The sequence below is a fragment of the Microbacterium binotii genome, assembly GCF_021398715.1.
Classification (GTDB): domain Bacteria; phylum Actinomycetota; class Actinomycetes; order Actinomycetales; family Microbacteriaceae; genus Microbacterium; species Microbacterium binotii_A.
The window spans coordinates 2,416,156-2,433,940 of record NZ_CP090347.1 but is presented as its reverse complement, the minus strand read 5'-3'; the positions used below and the strand labels follow the sequence as shown (position 1 = coordinate 2,433,940).

Below are 17,785 nucleotides of genomic sequence, written 5' to 3'. Positions count from 1 at the left end.
GGCTCGTGACAGCACGAGAGCGCGCCCTCGTCACGGTCGTCGTCCCGGTCTTCAACGCGCAGTCCTACCTCGATGCGACCGTGCAGTCCATCCTCGCCCAGGAGTATACGGAGCTCGAGGTGATTCTCGTCGACGACGGTTCGACCGATGGCTCGGCCGGGATCTGCGACAGATGGGCGCGGGAGGATTCGCGCGTCCGCGTGATCCATCGCGCGAACGGCGGCATCGCCGCAGCCCAGAACAGCGGCCTGGATGCGGCGACCGGCGCGCTCATCACGTTCTGCGACAACGACGATCTCATGCTGCCGCAAGCGATCGGACGTCTCGTCGACATCCTCGAGGATGCCGACGCGGACATGAGTTGCTGCCGATGGTCAAATGTGGGCGCCAGCGCCGCGCAGAGCGAGTTGGACGCGCGTCGGATGGATCCGCCGGGACGCGTTGAGATCTTCGGTGAGCCGGGCCGCAAGTACCAGGAGGTCTTCAGCCTCGCGCACCGACGTCTGCGGCGGCGCGAGCTGCAGTACTTCAGCGAGGCGAACTGGGGGAAGCTCTACCGTGCAGAGCTCTGGGACGGCGTGCGCTTCCCGGAGGGGCGATACGCGCAGGATGTGGCCGTGTCCATGGACCTGTACCTGCGCATGTCGCGGGTCGCGTCCTGCTCCGATGTGCTCTATCTCTGGCTCCAGCATCCGAGCAGCGTTTCGCACAGCGCGAGAAGAACGAGCTACTTCCATGACATCGTGCGCGCCCACGGTCATGCGTTCGACCTCGCGTGGGGTGCGGGCATCGTGCCCGTCCGTGCCTACGGCGGCATGATGACGCTCGACCTGGAACGCCGTTCGGTCTCCTCCGCCGCCGACCTGCGCATGTACCGCGAGGATGCCGCATACGTACGCGAGCGGATCTCGCGGTTGTCGTGGACTCAGCGTCTACGCTGCCGTGTGCTGCACGCCGTTCGCCGACTCGAGGTGCAGGTCTACCGTCGCACCATCCACCGCAGACGCTGAGTCGGGTGCGAAAGTCCTAGGCGCGGTTCGCCTCGTCCCCGGCTGCGGCCGCTTCGGCCTGCGGGCGGACGACCTCTGAGCGTGCCGCCAGGAATGCCATCGCGGCGAGCACCCCGGCGAACGCGAGGGAACCGACGATCCAGGTCACCAGCGGAGATGGTGCTCCAGGCCACCACCACTGCGCGTTGGCGCCGGGATCGAGCGCCTGCGTGTCGACGCCGGTGGTGTAGCGGCGGATGTTCGTGTGCAGAGCGATGGCGGCACCGATCACCAGCGCGACGGCGGCGGTGATGGCTCGTGGGCCGGCCCAGGCGCGAGCCGCGGACACCCGCATCGAGGCGACACCGACCGCGATGATCATCAGCGGCAGGATGTACCGCGGCTGGACGAGCTCCCCGACCGTCGCGCGCGACTGGTAGAGGAGGAGGAAGGGGACGGCCCACATCGCCAGGACCGTCAGGCCCACCGCCACCAGGCGTCGCGGAGTCGCCCGATGCACGCCGATGAAGAACGCGCCGGCGAAGACGAACGTGGACATCACGGTGACGATGCCCGGCATGGAGGTATCGATCCAGCCCAGCCCCCACCCACCGAGCGCGCCGGTCCAGAGAGTGGGGACGTTGAGCGCATTCATGATGATCTGGAATCCGGACAACGGCCCCTTGTCGTTGTCCAGACCGCTCACGACGGCAGAGCCCTGGGCCGCACCGAGATAGAAGGCCGCGCTCACGACGATCATCACGGCACCTACAGTCAGGGGAACGATCTGCTGCCGGACGGAGCGGACGCCGAGGAAGAGTGCCAGGACCACAGCGAACACCGTGTAGGCGGCCGAATCCGCTCGGGCCCCACCTCCGATGATCGCTCCGAACAGGGCCAGGCCCAGCAGCACGAGTCGTCGACGACCGGCCGTGCGTGTCGACGCGTACAGGGTGATCCAGACGGTAGCCGCGGAGAGCAGCGCCCAGGACGAGGGATTCGTCGACCCGAAGACGAACAGACCCAGCGGCACACTGGTGGCCGTGACCGAGACGACCAGCGGAGTCCTGAGGCCTCGAGGAAGCGCCCAGAAGACGACGGTCAGCAGCGCCACGGCGAACGCGGAGTTCACGAGTCGCATCGTCGCGACGGACAGCTGGATGTCCGGCGATGCGAAGACGGACATGGCGGCGTAGAAGACCCGCGGGTACAGACCGTCCACGTTCGCGCGCTGAACGAGGGTCATGCCCGGCTCTGCCGGATCCCAGCACCCGGCGCTCCGATCGGCGTGGAATGCGTAGCAGGTGGCCGTCGTCACGGCGGTCGGGATGAGCCGTTCCACCGGGTCGCCCGGGTCTTCGCAGAGGCCTTCCCGGTCACCGAGCCCGCACCAGATGGACGCCATATGGAAGTCTTCGTCCGGGCTGGCCGCAACCGGCGAGGCGAACGACCACGCGCCGAGCGTGAGGAACGCCAGTACCGGAACCAGGATCATGAACGTCAACTGGAGCGGGGTCTTGCGGGGGCGGCGCACTCAGGCATCCTAGCCTGGGCGCTCTCACCGACCGCATTCGGCCGGTCCAACCTGCCTTGGTAGGATTCGGGCACAATGGATTCACTGAGTGAGCGGACGCTCATCATCGTGCCCGCCTGGAACGAAGCCCGAAACGTCGGAAACACCGTGCGCGAGATTGCGGCCACTGTCGCAGGCGCTGACGTCGTCGTCGTCGACGACGGCTCCACCGACGACACGGCGCGGGTTGCCGCAGATGCCGGCGCGCGCGTGATCAGCCTCCCCTTCAATATGGGCGTCGGCGGTGCCATGCGAACCGGGTTCACCTACGCTCAGCGGCACGGCTACACCCACGCCATCCAGGTGGATGCGGACGGGCAGCACGACCCGCGAGACATCTCGAAGGTGCTGGACGGGTTGCGGGAAGCGGACATCTCGATCGGGGCGCGGTTCGCCGACACGGGGGACTACGAGGTCCGCGGGCCCAGGAAGTGGGCGATGAAGTTCCTCGCGGGTGTCCTCTCCCGCGTCTCGGGTACTCGTCTCACGGATGTCACGAGCGGGTTCCGGGCCGCCAACGAGCGTGCCATCGAGCAGTACGTGCGCTATTACCCCGCGGAGTACCTCGGCGACACGGTCGATTCGCTCGTGAGCGCGGTGCACGCGGGACTGACGGTCACGCAGGTCCCGGTCTCGATGCGCCCGAGAGTGCACGGGACGCCCAGCCAGAACCCGATCGGAGCAACGATCTACCTCTTTCGCAGCACGTTCGCGCTCGGACTCGCGCTGATGAGAGGTCGCCGCCGCGTCGGTGAGGTGAGCGCGTGATCGTTCTCGCCGCAATCGTCTTCTCGCTCGCCGTTCTCGTCCTCATCATCAGTCTGCTGCTCCGGCGGCGTCTCCGCGAGAAGTACGCGATCCTGTGGCTGATCATCGGCGTGGCCATCCTGGTGCTCGCGGTCTTTCCCGGACTGCTTTTCGGTCTCGCGTCGCTCTTGGGTGTCGCCGTCCCCTCCAATCTGATCTTCGCGCTGGCGATCGTGCTGCTCGTGGGGGTGACTCTCCACCTGTCGTGGGAGCTGTCCCTCGCAGAAGACGAGGTCCGGCGGGTCGCGGAAGAAGTGGCGATCCTTCGCACAGACCTCGAGGAGTTGCGCGCCGCGGTGACCGACGACCCGCGGGGCGATGCCGATGAGAGCCGGCGTGCAGCGGACTGAGTCGGTTTCGGGCGGACTGCGCGCCGTCCTGCTGTCGATCGGCGTCGCAGGAGTCCTCGGATACGTCATCCAGCTCTCGGTCCCGGCGCTGACCGATGACGTGACGTACGTCACATTCTCCGTCTTCTGGTCAGCGCTCTACCTGGGCGGCTCGGCCATGGCGGGGGTCCAACAGGAGATCTCCCGCGCCGCACGCGGCGGCGGCGAGGCCCGCGCGGGGTCCACGCTGGCCTCGTACACCTCGATCCTGGCGGGCGTGGTGGTGCTCATCGTCGTGGCGCTCGTGTGGGCGTTCGGCGGTGCGCTGTTCGGGACGGAGTCCGGAGAACTCGGGACCATGCTCGGGCTGGGCCTGGTCGGCTATCTGCTGACCGCCGTTCTCACCGGTCTGCTGTACGGCATCAGGCTCTGGAAGGCCGTGGCGTTCATCGTGATCCTCGACGCGGTGCTGCGCGCGGTGCTCGTGGTGGCGGGACTCCTGTTCGGCGCGACACTGCCGACCCTCGCGGTGTTCATCGCGGCACCCTTCGTCGTTGCGTTCGCAACGACGCTGATCGTGTTCCGGACGCACATCGTGGGGCGTTTCGCACTCGACGTCCGGCTTCCTCGGCTCCTGGCGCACACCGGGGGGACCGTGGTCGCGGCGGCCTCGTCCGGTTTGCTGATCAGCGGCATGCCGATGCTCATCGGTGCACTCGCTCCCGGGATGTCGACGGCGGCAACCGCGGCGCTCATCCTTGCGATCACCGTCACCCGCGCCCCGATCGTCGTTCCCATCATCGCGCTCCAGAGCTTCCTGATCTCGACCGTGCTACGCGATCGCGAGCACATCGCCCGCTCGCGTCTGCTCGCGATGGTCGGCGTGGCTCTGCTGGCGATCGGTGTGCTCAGCGGCGTGGGATGGCTGGTCGGCCCCGGGATCATCGACCTGGTGTCACTCGGCAAGTACACGATCTCGAACGCCATGGCAGCCGTGATCGTTGCCAGCGCCGGGTTGGTCGCGCTGCTCTCGCTCACGGGGCCGGCCCTCATCTCGGCGCGTCGCCATCTCGCCAACGCAGTCGGCTGGGTCGTCGCCGCGTCCTCGACCGTTCTGCTGCTCGCACTGGATGTCGGCGAGGCGAGCATCGCTTCGGCGCTCCTGCTTCCGGCCGTCGGGGGCCTGGTGTGCCACCTCTTCGCTCTCTTGACTGCTCCCGCGCGGCGGAATCCTGCGGCGTGAGATGCCGCACGTGCGTTGCGCGCTCTCGCCACTCGTCAGCGTGTAGGTTCTTGGTGGGATGCCGGGGACCTATCCGTGGTGCGGCAACGTGCGGAGTGAGGTGGCCAGGGTGACCAACACGACCGATGCGGCGGCGCGTTCGACGTGGCGTGATCGAGCGCGTTCGGTGATCTTCGGCTCGGTGCACGAACGGACACTTCGCGGTCCGTGGCGGGCCGTTCTCATCGTCGGGTTGATCGTGGCGGGAACCCTCATCTCGCTCGCGCGAACCCCCATGCACGTCTGGAACGTGCTGTGGGCGGAGGACGGGCCCGTCTTCGTCGGCGGAGCGCTTTCGCATGGCGCCGCTTCGGTCTTCGAGGGATACGCCGGGTACATGCACCTCGTCGCACGTGCCGGTGCGGGGATCGCAGTCCTCTTCCCTCTCGAGGTGGTGCCGACCGCGGTGACGATCATCGCGGCGCTGTTCACCTCCCTGATCGCGTGCGCATGCTTCCTCCTGCTGGAGAGCCGCATCGCGTCCGTCCCGCTGCGTTTCGCGGCCTGGGTCGTGTGCTTCGCGTTGCCGATCATGGGCGGCGAGGTCGTGAACAACCTCGCCAACCTGCATTGGTATCTGCTGATCGCGGGATTCGTGGCCGTGATCGTCAGACCGCAGCGCCTGTCACTGATCGTGCTCCAGGGGATCGTGCTCTTCGTCACCGTGACCAGCGACGCCCTCGGGCTCATGCTGCTTCCGCTGATCGTGGTGCGTCTGCTCGTGCTGACCAATTGGCGTGAACGGATCCCGGACCTGACATATCTGCTGGGAGCGGTGCTGCAGCTCGGCGTCGTGATCGCCCAGATGCTGGGTGGTGCACCGCGCAAGATCGGCACTGTGCGCCCGACGCTGTCCGAGTTCGGTGACCTGTACGCGTACCGCGTCGTGATGGGAGGCCTCTTCGGCACCTCTTCGCCCGCACGACTTCTCGAGATCGTCGGGATCACCCTGCCGGGACTGGCTCTCGGCGCGGTCATCGCGGTGATCGTCGTGAGCGTCCGTGCCGACAGAGATCGGCGGGTCGCCGTGCTCGCACTCGCCCTCGGGTCCTTGGGGTTCTCGGCCGTGGTGTTCAGTCTCCAGTGGGACGGCTTCACCCGGACGACGCTTCTCGACTACTTCACGGGGGGCCGCTACGTCACCGTCCCCACGGCGCTGCTGCTCCTGGCGCTGATCTTCGCGGTCGATGCAGGAGTGGCGCGGCTGCATCGTCGCGCGGTGCGCGGTGCGGTGGCGGGTCTGGCGCTGATCGCGGTGCTGGTGCCGGTTGCGATCGACTTCCGACCGATGAACATCCGCTCGGACGGCGCGTCGTGGACGCAGCAGGTGTCCGACGCCCGGGCTCTGTGCGCGGCATCACCCGCCGGCACCGAGGTCACCATGAACATCTCACCGGCCTGGTTCGGCGGATTGAGCCTCGACTGCGCGCTGGTCGAACGCTGACCACCGACGTCACGCGGGCGGGGCGGTCCGCTCCTGGTGGTGCTCGACGTAGCTGACAGGATCGTTGCCCGGGGCGTGGGGGAAGACCCACTTCGTGTAGACGATGTAGCGAAACGCTGTTGCCGCGGCCTGACCGATCAGGGTGCCGGAGACATTGTCGGCAAGGGCGCTGTCCAGTCCGAGCACGTAGCGCGAGAACCCCAGGCACGCGAGCTGCAGCGCGATGGCCAAGACGTTGACGGACGCATAGCGGAAGATCTGGGACCACGTCGTCGGTGTCTTCCGGTCCCGGTAGGTGAGGAACCTGTTCCCGAGGTAGGTGACGACGAGGCCCGCGAGTACCGCGATGGTCTTCGCGACCAGGGGCACGGAGTGCAGGGGCCCTTGACCGCCGGCGAACACCAACAGGTTGTAGACGACGGCGTCGACGACGAAACCGAGTCCGCCGATGGCGAGGAAGATCCCTCCACGCCGCAGGTTGCGGATGACGAAGTCGCGAACCCGAGATCGTTCGACATGCATCGGTGCTCTCCCGTCTCCCATGAGTCGGTGGGGAAGTCGACCCACGTCGGCTTCCCCACCTTCACCGTGGAGTTAGATGGTGCCTTCAGCGACCGCGTTCTCGATCCACGGGATGACCTCATCGAGCATCTCGTCGAGGGTGGTCGTGGCCTCGAATCCCAGCACTTCCTTCGCCTTGGTGACGTCGGGCACGCGCTTCTGGACGTCGTACTCGAAGGCCGGGTCGTTCACGAGACGGAGGGGCACGTCGGGGCCCTTGATCTTGCGCCAGATCACCTCCGCCAGCTCGGTGACGGTGTGGCCGACCGCGGTCGAGATGTTGAAGTCGTTGTTGAGCGCATCAGGGTGGTTGAGGCTCGCAACGATGCCGCGGGCCAGATCGCCGCCATAGGTGTAGTGCCGCACCTGGTTGCCTTCGCCGAGGATGTGAAGGGGATCCTGACCCTTGAGCACCTTCTGAACGAGGTCCGGGACGACGTGGCTCATGGCGAGCTGCACGTTGCCGGAGTTGATCTCGACGTCACCCAGTGCGCGGGATTCCCCGATGCCGACGCAGTTGAACGGTCGGAGAATCGTGAAGTCGACGTCGTACTGTCCCTTCGCTGCCCGGGCGAAGTACTCGACGGCGAGCTTCTGGAAACCATAGGACGAGAGGGGCGGCGGGACCTCGCGCTCGTCTCCCTCCTTCGACGGCCAGCGGTCTGTGGACTCGAACACCATCGAAGACGACATGTACGTGACCTTCTTGAGTCGGCCGCCGGCCTTCTTCACGCGGATCGCCGCATCGCAGGACGAGGCGATGATGCGCTCGTTCGTGGCCAGCAGGTCGTACTGGTAGGTGTGGAAGTAGGAGATCCCGCCGATGAGCGCGGCGCCTGCGATGAAGTGGTCGCAGTCGGACAGCAGCTCGGTCATGCGGTCCGTGTCGAGCACGTCGGCCACCACGAGCGAGTAGTTGGGGTCGTCGTCATATGACTTCTTGACGGGGCCGTACTTGGAGTAGTTGTCCACTCCCACGACTTCGTAGCCCTGGCGGAGCAACTCTTCGACGACGTATCCGCCGATGAAACCGGCAGAGCCGGTGACGAGAACTTTCTCGCTCATGAACTTCCTTTCCTTCCGGCCGCGGCCGGTGCGATGTGGTCGAGAGGCAGGGCTGGTCCGAAGGCGAAGCGGTACCAGCGAAGGTACTTGGGTATCCACTTGCGGAGCTGGAAGTTCGAGACGCCCGTCGTGCGGTCCAACCAGATGGTCGGCAGCTCCGCCACCGCGCGCCGCGCGCGTCGCGCCTTGGCGGTCAGCTCCAAACCGATCTCGAACCCGTCCCGAGACTGGATGGTCACCTGACGGACGAAGTCGGCGTCGTAGGCCTTGAAGGAATTCGTGGCGTCGCGGGTGCCGATGTTGGCGAAGAGATGGAGCGATTGCCCCGCCAGGCGCGAGAGGAGGCGTTTGAAACGGGGCCCGCCGATCTGCTGGCCGCCGGCCATGTACCTGCTTCCGGCCGCGACGACGACGCCGCGCTCGACCAGCTCCGTCAACGAGTCGATCTGCCGGGGGTCGTCGCTGCCGTCCGCCATCGTCACGACGACGATGGGCGCCGCGGCGACCTCGAATCCGTATCGGATGGCCTGCGCCGGACCGCGTCCGAACGTGTTGACCACGGCCCTGACCCGATCATCCTCCGCATGGAAGCGGTCGACAGCGGGAATCGTGGTGTCGTCGTCCGAATCGACGACGACCAGGAGCTCGAACGGGAGGGTCACGGTGGCCGAGACGCGCTGCAGGAAGGCGGTTATCTCGTCTCCCTCGTTGTACGCCGGAACGACGATGGAAACGCGGGGCGCGACCGAGGTCACACCAGCACCCCGTTTCCGAGAAGGTTCCAGACATCCGCCACCGGCTTGTCCGTCACGAGTTCACGATACTCGGGATGCGGTGTGGCGATGATGAGGATGTCGCTGCGCTCGAGCACCTCATCCAGCGGCAGAAGCGTGTCGTCCGTTTCGGCGGAGACGTAAGGATCGGTCGTCAGCACCTCGCGCGCTTTGAAGGTGAGGACGCGCTTGAGCTTGTACGACAGGCTCGAGCGGATGTCATCCGATCCCGCCTTGAACGCCATGCCCAGAATGCCGACGGTGAGCGAGCTCAGGTCATGCTTCATCTCGAGCTGGCTCGCCAGGTGAAGGGGAAGACCCTCGTTGACGAGCATGGCGGCGTGGCCGAGCTGGAAGGTGTTGTCGCTGAACGCTGCCAACTGCATCGTGTCCTTGAACAAGCAGGGGCCGGCGGCGAATCCGGCGCCGGGCATGTCCTGCGCTCGCGGGTAGTCCATGGTGAGGCCTGCGCGCACCCGCTCGAAATCGATGCCCTTCGCATTGGCCATCATGTAGAACTGGTTCACCGCGGCGAACTTGATGTAGCGCCAGGTGTTCGTGAAGAGCTTCGCCAGCTCTGCTTCCTCCGGGGTCAGTTCCACGATCGTGTTCGTCAGCGTACGAAAGAGCGCCGAGGCGCGCGCGACCGATTCGGGGGTGTACCCGGAGACGATCTGCGGGAGCTCGAAGAGCTCCGTCATCGCACGATGCTCGGCAATGCGTTCCGGACAGAAGGCGAGTTCGATGGCCAGGCCCATCCGGTCGAGGGTCTGACGCGTCAGCGCGGTGACGCCGGGATAGATCGTGCTGCGCAACACCATCAACTGGCCGTCTCGGAAGTGCGGCTCGCAGACGGCGAGAGCCTTCCCGATCGCATTCGGGTCGGGGTTGAGGTGTTCGTCCACCGGTGTGCCGATGACGACGACGACGTTCTCGGCGGTGGAGACGACCGCGGGATCCGTCGAGGCGGTCAGCAGTCCACTCGACACGACCTGCGCGAGGACCTCGTCCGCGCCCGGCTCCAGGAACGGCATCCGGGCTTCTCGGATCGCGGCGACGGCCGACGGAGAGAGGTCGTAGACGACGGTGCGCTTGCCCCGACTCGCGAAGGCGATCGCCAGCGGAAGCCCGACGTGTCCGCCACCTCCGACGACGACGACATCATTCTCGAAACCCATATGCGCGCTCTTCCTGTCCCGGACAACGCTGACCAGCGTAACGAGTATTCGAACGATATGGCCGTGCGGCATGCGGGCATGACGGTCGGCCCGGATCGGAGGCTAGTCGCCGAATGCGAGCATCGCTGCAGCGACCGCTGCCTTCCGCGAGCCGCGCAGGATCACGCCGGGCAGGACGCTGAGCGCGTGCAGCCGCGACATCAACCGCCATCGAGCCGCGCGCGCGGCGCGGCGCCACCCTCGCGCCGCCGCGTCGGCCGCTGCCTCGCGGTAGAACCGGCGCTCGTCCACGAAACGCGAACCGTCGCGCAACGAGGTCTGCGACAGACTCGCCGCGTGGCGCCGGTAGGCGAAGCACGTCACCGCCGTGTAGCGCAGCGAGCCTCCTCGAGAGGCGATGTCGAGAAGAAGAGCGAGGTCGAGGATGATGGGCAGGTCATCGCGGAAGCCGACCGAGCTCGCGGGCTCCACGCGCAGAGCGAGTGAGGGCCAGTAGAGCCAGTTTCCGCGCAGCAGAGAGGCGCTCATCTCCTCTCCTCGCAGTATCGCGGGGTGGCGCGGCGTCAGAAGCTTCAGCTTGACGGTGTCCACGAGGGACCGGGCCCGACCGCCGTGCGCATCGATGACGTGGACGCCGGGTTGGATGACGTCGACGCTGGGATCGTCGGCGATGACCGAGCGGATATGCGCGACGTACTCGGGCATGAGGAGATCGTCGGCCCCGAGGATGACGACGTGGGAGCCGGTCGCCGCCCGCACGGCGCGGCGGAAGTTCTCGATGATCCCGACATTGTGCTCGTTGCGCCGGTACTCGATGCGGTGATCGTCCAACGTCGAGACGTAACGCTCGATCGCGTCGCCCGGATACGCATCGTCGATGATGACCAGGCGCCAGTGAGGATCGGACTGCGCCCGCACGGAGTCGATCGTGCGCATGAAGGTCTCCGGGTCTCCCCAATACGGGACGCAGATGTCGAGAGTCATGATTCCTTCCGTGCCCTCCACGCCCCGAACGGGCCGCTCATGGGTGACGGTCCTATCCTCTCAAGCGATCGGAGACGCGATCCTCTCGAGCGATCCGAGACGAGCTCACCTAAGCTGAACCGGTCGGCATGCACCTCAGGAACGGCTCGCACCATATGGATCTCCTCATCGTAGGCTCCGGCTTCTTCGGTCTCACGATCGCGGAGCGCGCTGCCGCCGCCGGTCGCTCGGTCACCGTCCTGGAGCGCCGCCCTCACATCGGCGGCAACGCGTACAGTGAGCACGAGAGCACGACCGGCATCGAGGTGCACCGCTACGGCGCGCACCTGTTCCACACCTCGAACGCCACGGTGTGGGAGTACGTCAACCGCTTCACGACTTTCACGGACTACACGCACCGCGTCTACACGACCCACAACGGCACCGTGTTCCCGCTGCCGATCAACCTCGGCACCATCAACCAGTTCTTCCAGTCCGCGTACACACCTGATCAGGCACGCGCGCTCATCCACGAGCTGGCCGGCGAGTACGACCCGAAGCGGGCGCAGAACCTCGAGGAGCGGGCGATCGGGCTCGTCGGGCGGCCGTTGTACGAGGCCTTCATCCGCGACTACACGGCGAAGCAGTGGCAGACCGATCCGCGGGATCTTCCCGCCGAGGTCATCTCCCGCCTCCCCGTCAGGTACACCTACGACAACCGTTACTTCAACGACACGTGGGAAGGTCTGCCGGTCGACGGCTACACCGCGTGGCTCGAGCGCATGGCGGATGATCCGCGCATCGAGGTGAGGCTCAGTACGGATTTCTTCGACGAGTCGCAGCCGCTGAACAAGAATGCCCTCGTCGGCCGGGTTCCCATCGTCTACACCGGACCCATCGATCGGTATTTCGACTACGCGCAAGGTCCGCTCTCGTGGCGCACCCTGGATTTCGAGCAGGAGGTGCTCGACATCGGCGATTTCCAAGGCACGAGCGTCATGAACTACGCGGATGCGGACACCCCCTACACCCGTATCCACGAGTTCAAGCACTTCCACCCTGAGCGAGCCGACCGGTATCCGAAGGACAGAACGGTCATCGTTCGGGAGTACTCGCGCTTCGCCGCGCGTGAGGACGAGCCCTACTACCCGGTGAACACCGCGGAGGATCGTCAGCGCCTTCTCGCGTATCGCGAGCTCGCGAAGGGGCAGCGCGACGTCCACTTCGGCGGGCGTTTGGGGACCTACCAGTACCTCGACATGCACATGGCGATCGGCTCCGCGTTGTCACTGTGGAACAACACCCTCGCGTGAGTGCACACACCGGATCCTCGGGCTCGCCCGGCTATAGTTTCTCAGTTGGTGCGAACGAGAGGTAGTGGCAGCACTTGAACGAGAGCGCAGCCGTCAGGTTCAGCCGATTGGCGTCTCAGCCTCTGCAGCCCGTGACGCCCAGTCGCGAGGGGCTGCGAGGTTTCGGGCGCACGGTCACCGAGATCTGGAATCACCGCCAGCTCCTCTCCTTGCTGGTCCGTCGTGACGTCAAGGCGCGGTACAAGGACAGTGTCCTGGGGCTGCTGTGGACCCTGATCAACCCCCTCGTGCAGCTCGCCGTCTATTTCCTCGTCATGGGGCAGATCCTGGGTGCGGCGCGCGGCATCCCGGACTTCGCCGTCTACATCTTCTCGGGACTCACGGTCTACGGGTTGTTCTCCGAGACGCTCTCGGGAGCCACCGGCTCGATCGTCGCGAACGCGGGGCTCGTGAAGAAGGTCTACGTTCCCCGCGAGGTGTTCCCGCTGGCGGCGACCGGGTCCGCGCTGTTCACGTTCGGCGTTCAGCTCCTCGTGCTGATCGTGGCCAGCTTCACCCTCGGGACCCCGAATCTCTCCTGGTCGCTGCTGTACTTCTTCCCTTCGGTGCTGCTCATCCTGGTCTACGCTCTCGCCTTCGGGATGCTTCTCGCGGCACTCAACGTCTATCTGCGTGACGTGCAGTACCTGACACAGGTCGTGCTGATGCTCGCGCTCTGGGCATCGCCGATCGTCTACGCATGGACGATGGTGGGCGATCAGGTCGCACGGTTCGGTCTTCCCACCTGGATCCTCGAGCTGTACACCGCGAGTCCGCTGACCCTGGCCGTGCTGGGGTTCCACCGCGCTTTCTGGGGGAGCGGAACCCCCTCGGACTATCCGCCGGACCTGCTCATGCGGATGGGGATCGCCTTCCTCATCGGCCTCGTGCTGGTCTTCCTGTGCCAGCGTGTCTTCGCGCGGCTGCAGGGCAACTTCGCGCAGGAGCTATGACGTGAGCGAACAGACATCGGCAGTGCCAGAGGTCATCGTCATCGACGAGGTGTCCAAGACGTTCGCCCTGCGCAAGGACAACTCGTTGAAGGAGCGCATCGTCACGCTCGGGCGTCGCGGACGTCAGCATCGCGAGGAGTTCCAGTCGCTCAAGGACGTCACCTTCTCCATCCCGGCGGGAGCATCGATCGCCCTCATGGGACCGAACGGCTCGGGTAAGAGCACCCTGCTCAAGGTGATCGGCGGCATCATCGAGCCGACGTCGGGCACCGTGTATCGTCGCGGTCGTCTCGCCGCCCTGCTGGAGCTGGGGGCGGGCTTCCACCCGGACCTCTCCGGCCGTGACAACGTCTATCTGAATGCGTCGATCCTCGGATTGACCAAGGAACAGACCGACGAGCGGTTCGACAGCATCGTCGAGTTCGCCGAGATCGCGGACTTCATCGATACACAGGTCAAGTTCTACTCCTCCGGCATGTACGTGCGTCTCGCGTTCGCGGTCGCTGTGCACACGGACCCGGACATCCTCCTCGTCGACGAGGTGCTCGCCGTCGGCGACGAAGCGTTCCAACGTAAGTGCATGGACAAGATCCGCGAGTTTCAGCGCGAGGGGCGAACGATCGTCCTCGTCTCGCACTCGGCCGCCCAGGTGATGGACATCTGCGATCAGGGCGTGGTGCTCCAGCACGGCGAGATCGCGTTCATCGGGCCGGCCGCGGAGGCGACCAAGGTCCACCGCGAGATCATGGAAGGCAAGCGACAGGCGCGGATGGAGAACGACCCCGAATCGTCGGCGAGCGAGTACGCCGTCACCGTCGTGAGGGTCCTGAACTCCGTCGGTGAGCCGGTCCAGGACGTCAATCCAGGCGACGACGTGCTCATCGAGATCACGGTCGACCACGCGGCCGCCCACAGTCAGTGGCAGACCTCGTTCAGCATCGACACCCCGACCGGCCAGCAGGTCTTCGGCACGAGCGTCCGCCGTCTGACCGGAGACACCCACGGTCCGGTGGGCCCCGGCCCGGCGGTTGTCACCTACACGATCCCCGACGCCGCCTTCGGCGGCGGTCAGTACTTCGTGAACGCTCAGGTGCTCGACGAGAACGGCGTCGGAGCAGACATCCTCTGGCAGGGCGCTCGCTTCTACGTGCCTATGAGCGAGGAACGCACCGGCACCGTCTACGCGGACGCCGCGGTCACCTCGGTTCGCAGTCGCTGACGCCGACGTCGCCCGCCCGTGCTGTCCGGGCGGCATCGAGCAGCGTGCGCGCACGGCTGTCGAACGAGTGTTCGCGGCGGATCCGGTCGGAGACCCGAGCGAGAGCGGCGTCATCGGCGAAGAGCGCGTCCGCGTCGCCGCTCAGCATCTCGTTCAGCTCGAGGTCCGAGTGCGCGACCGCAACGGCGCCGCCGAACAGCTCTTCCACCCCCTCGACCGAGTCGCTGAGCGCTCGTCCACCGGCGGCGACGACATCGAACAGACGATTGGAGATGAAGCCGTCGCGCTGCATCTCGGGCCAGTGGTCGTTCACGACGTAGAGCGCGCTCTCGTACATCGCGGGCAACTCGTCGTTCGGCGCGTGCTCGCCACGGACGACGGACGGTGGCAGGACCCCCTCCCAGCCGCCGCCGTAGACCCGCATGTCGTGGCACCGTTCGGCGGTTGCGCGGACGATCGGTCGATCCACTCCTCTGCTGTTGCCGACGAAAAGCGGTCCGTCGGTACGAGGGCGTCCCGAAGGGCGGAAGCGCTCGGGGGAGGTCGCCTGCAGAAGCGGTTCTATCCGCACCCCCCACTCCTGCGACATGCGTCGGGCCCAGGGCGCGGAAGCCGCGAAGACCGCGTCGTAGCGGCGCGCCTCTGCCGGTAGAACCTGGTCGGGGTGGCTGATGACCCAGAGCAGCGATGTCGCCGACGCGGGGGGAACATAGGCATACAACCCACGGATCACGACCACGACGTCGTCCACGTCGGAGGTGGGGCGCTCAGCCGAGTCGCGGCTGTCGATCACGACGTGCTGGTCCAGGCGTCTGAGAGCCGCTGCGAGCCCCTCCGCGAAGTGGAGGTCGCCCCACGACCGAGCCGCGGCGCGGTCTGCGGGTGCCGCCGTCTTGATCGCCCACCGCAATCGCGTCGGCGCAGAAGCCGGACTCCGCACGACCCGGCCCGCCTGGTCGAGGTCGAGGTCGAGCGGAGCCAGGTACGGCCGGAGACCATCCTGCACGTCCGCCGTCGATGCTGCCCGAGCCGGCCGGGGGGGATGGGCAAGGAACGGGACGCGCCACGGGTCCTCGGTCCGGACGTATGCTCTGTAGCCCCGCCCTCGCAAGTGTGCACCGATATCCGAGACGGCGTGGACGCGCTCGACGTCGAGTCCGTCGCGCAGGATGTCCGTCGCGGCGGCGAGGTTGGGGCCCGTGATCATCGGGATCTCGACGGAACCTCCGAGCGCGCGTGCGTCGTCCGCGGGCAGGCCCCGCAGCAGCGGATATGCGTCGCCGCCGTGGGCGGGCGGGAAACCTCCGGCGTGCAGGACGGTTCCGTCCGGCCCCAGGGACAACGGCATGATCGCTGCGCCGTCGACGTGCGCCGCCGCCTCCGCCAGAGCCCGCAGTTCATCGCGGTCCGGATCGTAGGCCAGGTCGACGAGGACCGTCACTCCGGCCGCGCTTGCGTGAGTCTGTGTTCGCAGACAGGCGACGACGGCGACATCTGTCTCCGCGATCACCGCGCGTAATCCAGGGGATCGACGGCGGACGATCTCGACCTTCGCACGCTCAGCCGGCGTCGGGGCGACCAGAACGATCGTGACGTCGACGGCCACGTCCCGTGCCACATCCGTCGCTTCCTCCAGCCGTCGCTCGAAGTACGGTGATGCGGCGCGGGCGACCAGGAGCATGTGCTCCCGCGCCGCCGGGTTCTCGTGAGGCGGGACGGTGGTCTGCGCCGGGAGATGGCTCGCGGCGAGGATCGCGTACAACTCGCCCGCCGTCAGTGTGCGGCCCGGCTCCCGCAGAGGCAGAAGCCTGTCCGGTTCCTCACGCACCGCGCGCAGCGCCGCGGAGATGACGCCTGTGCTCGTCGTCTCGCCCAGCTCCTCCGCGAAGAGCGGTGCGTCCCACACCGTGCTCACGTGCGGGTGAGGGCCTCCGCGGTCGAGGTACGCGCAGAGCGGCGGCGCCCCGGGCGAAGGGAAGGACGCGGCGAGAACGACGGGATCGATCAGCGGATTGAGGGTGAGCCCACGAAAGCGCCCGTGACGGAGGTAGTGCTGGATCGCGTGGCGTGACGAGATGGCGCGAGTGAGGCCGGCGATGCGGGCATAGAAATCGACATCCGTCACCTGGGAGGCCAGGAGCACTCGCGCCCACCGTCGTTCCTCACGAGAGCGCAGGACGCGACGGCGAACGGCGCGGAGCGCACTCCGGCCGATGCTCACCTGCGCAGCTTCCCTCGCACGCGCCGCAGCAGCGCCATCAGACCGCGCTCGTGAAGTTCGCTCCGCAGCGCGGCGAGCTCGTTTCGCAGCTGCGCGAGTTCCCCTCTCACCTCGCCCACGGCACGTTCGAGCTGTGCGGCTTCGGCGGCGCGCTCGGCGGCCAGCGTGTCGGCGCGTTGAGCCGCTCTGTCGTCGAGCCACTTCGTTTCGTGGGCGATATGCGCGAACACCGAGGGACCGTCCTTGCGGAGACCTTCACGGATGCGGGCGTCGCGGATGAGGGACTCCGTCACCGCGCGGGGCGCCTGCGCAGAGATGCTGTTCTCCCCGGCGCCGGTCGATGCCGGTCGATGACTCCAGAACGCCAGCGCCGGTCCATCGACGAGGTCGATGGGATGCGCAGCGATGGCGCGCAGGTAGAAGTCCCAGTCTCCCAGCACGTCGAGCGAGGCATCGTAGGGTCCGACTTCGGTGTGGAGTGCGCGTCGATAGAGCAGCGAGATCGGGGGGATCCTGTTCGCGCGGAGCATGTCCGAGAGGGTGATCGCATGCAACTCAGGCAAGAAGGGATACTCATCGGTCCGCTGGAGCGTCCCGTGCTCGTCCTCCCGTTCGATGACGATCTGCGTTCGGCAGCAGGCCGCTCCCGCGTCGGGCGCTGCGTCCAGATGGCTCACCATCACGTCGAGGAACGACGGGTCCCAATAGTCGTCGTCATCGTGAAGCGTGATGAACTCGCCGCGAGCCACCGACAGTCCTGCGTTCGCCGCGGGCCAGCGTCCGTGCTGCTCTCCGGCGCGTGTGACCAGGTGCACCCGCTCCGCCCGTTCGGCGGGCAGCGCGGCCACGAGCTCGGTGACGGGGGCCGCGTCGTCGGCGTCGTCGACGATGACGAGCTCGAAATCGACGAACCGTTGGCCGAAGACATCATCGAGGGCGCGCTGCAGGAGATCGGTCCGATTTCTGGTGCGCATGATGATCGACACGCGCGGATCGGCGGATGTTCGGGCAACCATCCCCCCATCCTGTCAGGGTTCGTGCTCGGGACCTGCGCGCGGGTGCCATCTAGACTCGAT

16 protein-coding genes are annotated in these 17,785 nt (G+C 66.8%); 8 read left to right on the top strand and 8 right to left on the bottom strand.

Annotated elements, in window-relative coordinates; translation table 11 throughout:
• The first annotated feature begins 5 nt into the window (after positions 1-5).
• Positions 6-1,010, top strand: a complete 1,005-nt coding sequence (locus LXM64_RS12070) for a glycosyltransferase family 2 protein (RefSeq protein ID WP_234073407.1) — start codon at positions 6-8, stop codon at positions 1,008-1,010.
• 16 nt (positions 1,011-1,026) lie between these two features.
• On the opposite strand, the gene LXM64_RS12065 is transcribed toward LXM64_RS12070, so the two are convergent.
• The gene (locus LXM64_RS12065; protein WP_234073406.1) at positions 1,027-2,523 is read right to left on the bottom strand and encodes a DUF2142 domain-containing protein; all 1,497 of its coding nucleotides are present in this window, start codon (positions 2,521-2,523) and stop codon (positions 1,027-1,029) included.
• Positions 2,524-2,598: 75 nt separating this feature from the next.
• On the opposite strand from LXM64_RS12065, the gene LXM64_RS12060 reads away from it, so the two are divergent.
• The 4 genes from LXM64_RS12060 to LXM64_RS12045 all read left to right on the top strand — a co-directional run bounded on the left by LXM64_RS12060 (position 2,599) and on the right by LXM64_RS12045 (position 6,424).
• Complete coding sequence (locus tag LXM64_RS12060) at positions 2,599-3,330, top strand: glycosyltransferase family 2 protein (protein ID WP_234073405.1); 732 nt, start codon at positions 2,599-2,601, stop codon at positions 3,328-3,330.
• The gene (locus tag LXM64_RS12055; RefSeq protein ID WP_234073404.1) at positions 3,327-3,719 is read left to right on the top strand and encodes a DUF2304 domain-containing protein; all 393 of its coding nucleotides are present in this window, start codon (positions 3,327-3,329) and stop codon (positions 3,717-3,719) included. The genes LXM64_RS12060 and LXM64_RS12055 overlap by 4 nt, the downstream gene beginning before the upstream one ends.
• On the top strand, positions 3,706-4,941 hold the full coding sequence (locus LXM64_RS12050; protein WP_234073403.1) for a hypothetical protein: 1,236 nt from the start codon (positions 3,706-3,708) through the stop codon (positions 4,939-4,941). Before LXM64_RS12055 ends, LXM64_RS12050 begins: the two co-directional genes overlap by 14 nt.
• 109 nt (positions 4,942-5,050) lie before the next feature.
• On the top strand, positions 5,051-6,424 hold the full coding sequence (locus LXM64_RS12045; RefSeq protein WP_234073402.1) for a hypothetical protein: 1,374 nt from the start codon (positions 5,051-5,053) through the stop codon (positions 6,422-6,424).
• Between the two features lie 9 nt (positions 6,425-6,433).
• Here LXM64_RS12045 and LXM64_RS12040 read toward each other — a convergent pair whose 3' ends face one another.
• The 5 genes from LXM64_RS12040 to LXM64_RS12020 all read right to left on the bottom strand — a co-directional run bounded on the left by LXM64_RS12040 (position 6,434) and on the right by LXM64_RS12020 (position 10,985).
• Positions 6,434-6,946, bottom strand: coding sequence for a GtrA family protein (locus LXM64_RS12040; protein WP_234073401.1), 513 nt, complete (start codon positions 6,944-6,946; stop codon positions 6,434-6,436).
• Between the two features lie 72 nt (positions 6,947-7,018).
• On the bottom strand, positions 7,019-8,050 hold the full coding sequence (locus tag LXM64_RS12035) for an NAD-dependent epimerase/dehydratase family protein (RefSeq protein ID WP_234073400.1): 1,032 nt from the start codon (positions 8,048-8,050) through the stop codon (positions 7,019-7,021).
• The gene (locus LXM64_RS12030; RefSeq protein ID WP_234073399.1) at positions 8,047-8,805 is read right to left on the bottom strand and encodes a glycosyltransferase family 2 protein; all 759 of its coding nucleotides are present in this window, start codon (positions 8,803-8,805) and stop codon (positions 8,047-8,049) included. Before LXM64_RS12030 ends, LXM64_RS12035 begins: the two co-directional genes overlap by 4 nt.
• Positions 8,802-10,001, bottom strand: a complete 1,200-nt coding sequence (locus LXM64_RS12025) for a nucleotide sugar dehydrogenase (protein ID WP_234073398.1) — start codon at positions 9,999-10,001, stop codon at positions 8,802-8,804. Before LXM64_RS12025 ends, LXM64_RS12030 begins: the two co-directional genes overlap by 4 nt.
• 102 nt (positions 10,002-10,103) lie before the next feature.
• Positions 10,104-10,985, bottom strand: a complete 882-nt coding sequence (locus LXM64_RS12020) for a glycosyltransferase (protein ID WP_234073397.1) — start codon at positions 10,983-10,985, stop codon at positions 10,104-10,106.
• A gap of 155 nt (positions 10,986-11,140) precedes the next feature.
• Here LXM64_RS12020 and glf point away from each other — a divergent pair, with 155 nt between their 5' ends.
• From glf to LXM64_RS12005, 3 genes are all read left to right on the top strand, one after another.
• On the top strand, positions 11,141-12,277 hold the full coding sequence (gene glf, locus LXM64_RS12015) for a UDP-galactopyranose mutase (protein WP_234073396.1): 1,137 nt from the start codon (positions 11,141-11,143) through the stop codon (positions 12,275-12,277).
• A 131-nt stretch (positions 12,278-12,408) separates the two neighbouring features.
• A complete protein-coding gene (locus LXM64_RS12010) occupies positions 12,409-13,269 on the top strand; it encodes an ABC transporter permease (RefSeq protein WP_234073395.1) in 861 nt (286 codons plus the stop codon).
• A 1-nt stretch (position 13,270) separates the two neighbouring features.
• The gene (locus tag LXM64_RS12005) at positions 13,271-14,488 is read left to right on the top strand and encodes an ABC transporter ATP-binding protein (protein WP_234073394.1); all 1,218 of its coding nucleotides are present in this window, start codon (positions 13,271-13,273) and stop codon (positions 14,486-14,488) included.
• Here the strand turns inward: LXM64_RS12005 and LXM64_RS12000 are convergent.
• Both LXM64_RS12000 and LXM64_RS11995 read right to left on the bottom strand, forming a co-directional pair.
• Positions 14,466-16,709: a glycosyltransferase family protein gene (locus tag LXM64_RS12000; RefSeq protein WP_234073393.1), complete on the bottom strand. Its 2,244-nt coding sequence runs from the start codon at positions 16,707-16,709 to the stop codon at positions 14,466-14,468. The two genes, LXM64_RS12005 and LXM64_RS12000, sit on opposite strands and share 23 nt — an antisense overlap.
• Positions 16,706-17,725: a glycosyltransferase family 2 protein gene (locus LXM64_RS11995; RefSeq protein ID WP_234073392.1), complete on the bottom strand. Its 1,020-nt coding sequence runs from the start codon at positions 17,723-17,725 to the stop codon at positions 16,706-16,708. Before LXM64_RS11995 ends, LXM64_RS12000 begins: the two co-directional genes overlap by 4 nt.
• Between the last annotated feature and the right edge of the window lie 60 nt (positions 17,726-17,785).

What these genes read in the sequence shown, in the direction of transcription:
- LXM64_RS12060 (WP_234073405.1), top strand. Translation starts at nt 2,599, where the DNA reads ATGGATTCACTGAGTGAGCGGACGCTCATCATCGTGCCCGCCTGGAAC.
- LXM64_RS12035 (WP_234073400.1), bottom strand. Translation starts at nt 8,050, where the DNA reads ATGAGCGAGAAAGTTCTCGTCACCGGCTCTGCCGGTTTCATCGGCGGA.
- LXM64_RS11995 (WP_234073392.1), bottom strand. Translation starts at nt 17,725, where the DNA reads ATGGTTGCCCGAACATCCGCCGATCCGCGCGTGTCGATCATCATGCGC.
- LXM64_RS12020 (WP_234073397.1), bottom strand. Translation starts at nt 10,985, where the DNA reads ATGACTCTCGACATCTGCGTCCCGTATTGGGGAGACCCGGAGACCTTC.
- glf (WP_234073396.1), top strand. Translation starts at nt 11,141, where the DNA reads ATGGATCTCCTCATCGTAGGCTCCGGCTTCTTCGGTCTCACGATCGCG.
- LXM64_RS12025 (WP_234073398.1), bottom strand. Translation starts at nt 10,001, where the DNA reads ATGGGTTTCGAGAATGATGTCGTCGTCGTCGGAGGTGGCGGACACGTC.
- LXM64_RS12040 (WP_234073401.1), bottom strand. Translation starts at nt 6,946, where the DNA reads ATGCATGTCGAACGATCTCGGGTTCGCGACTTCGTCATCCGCAACCTG.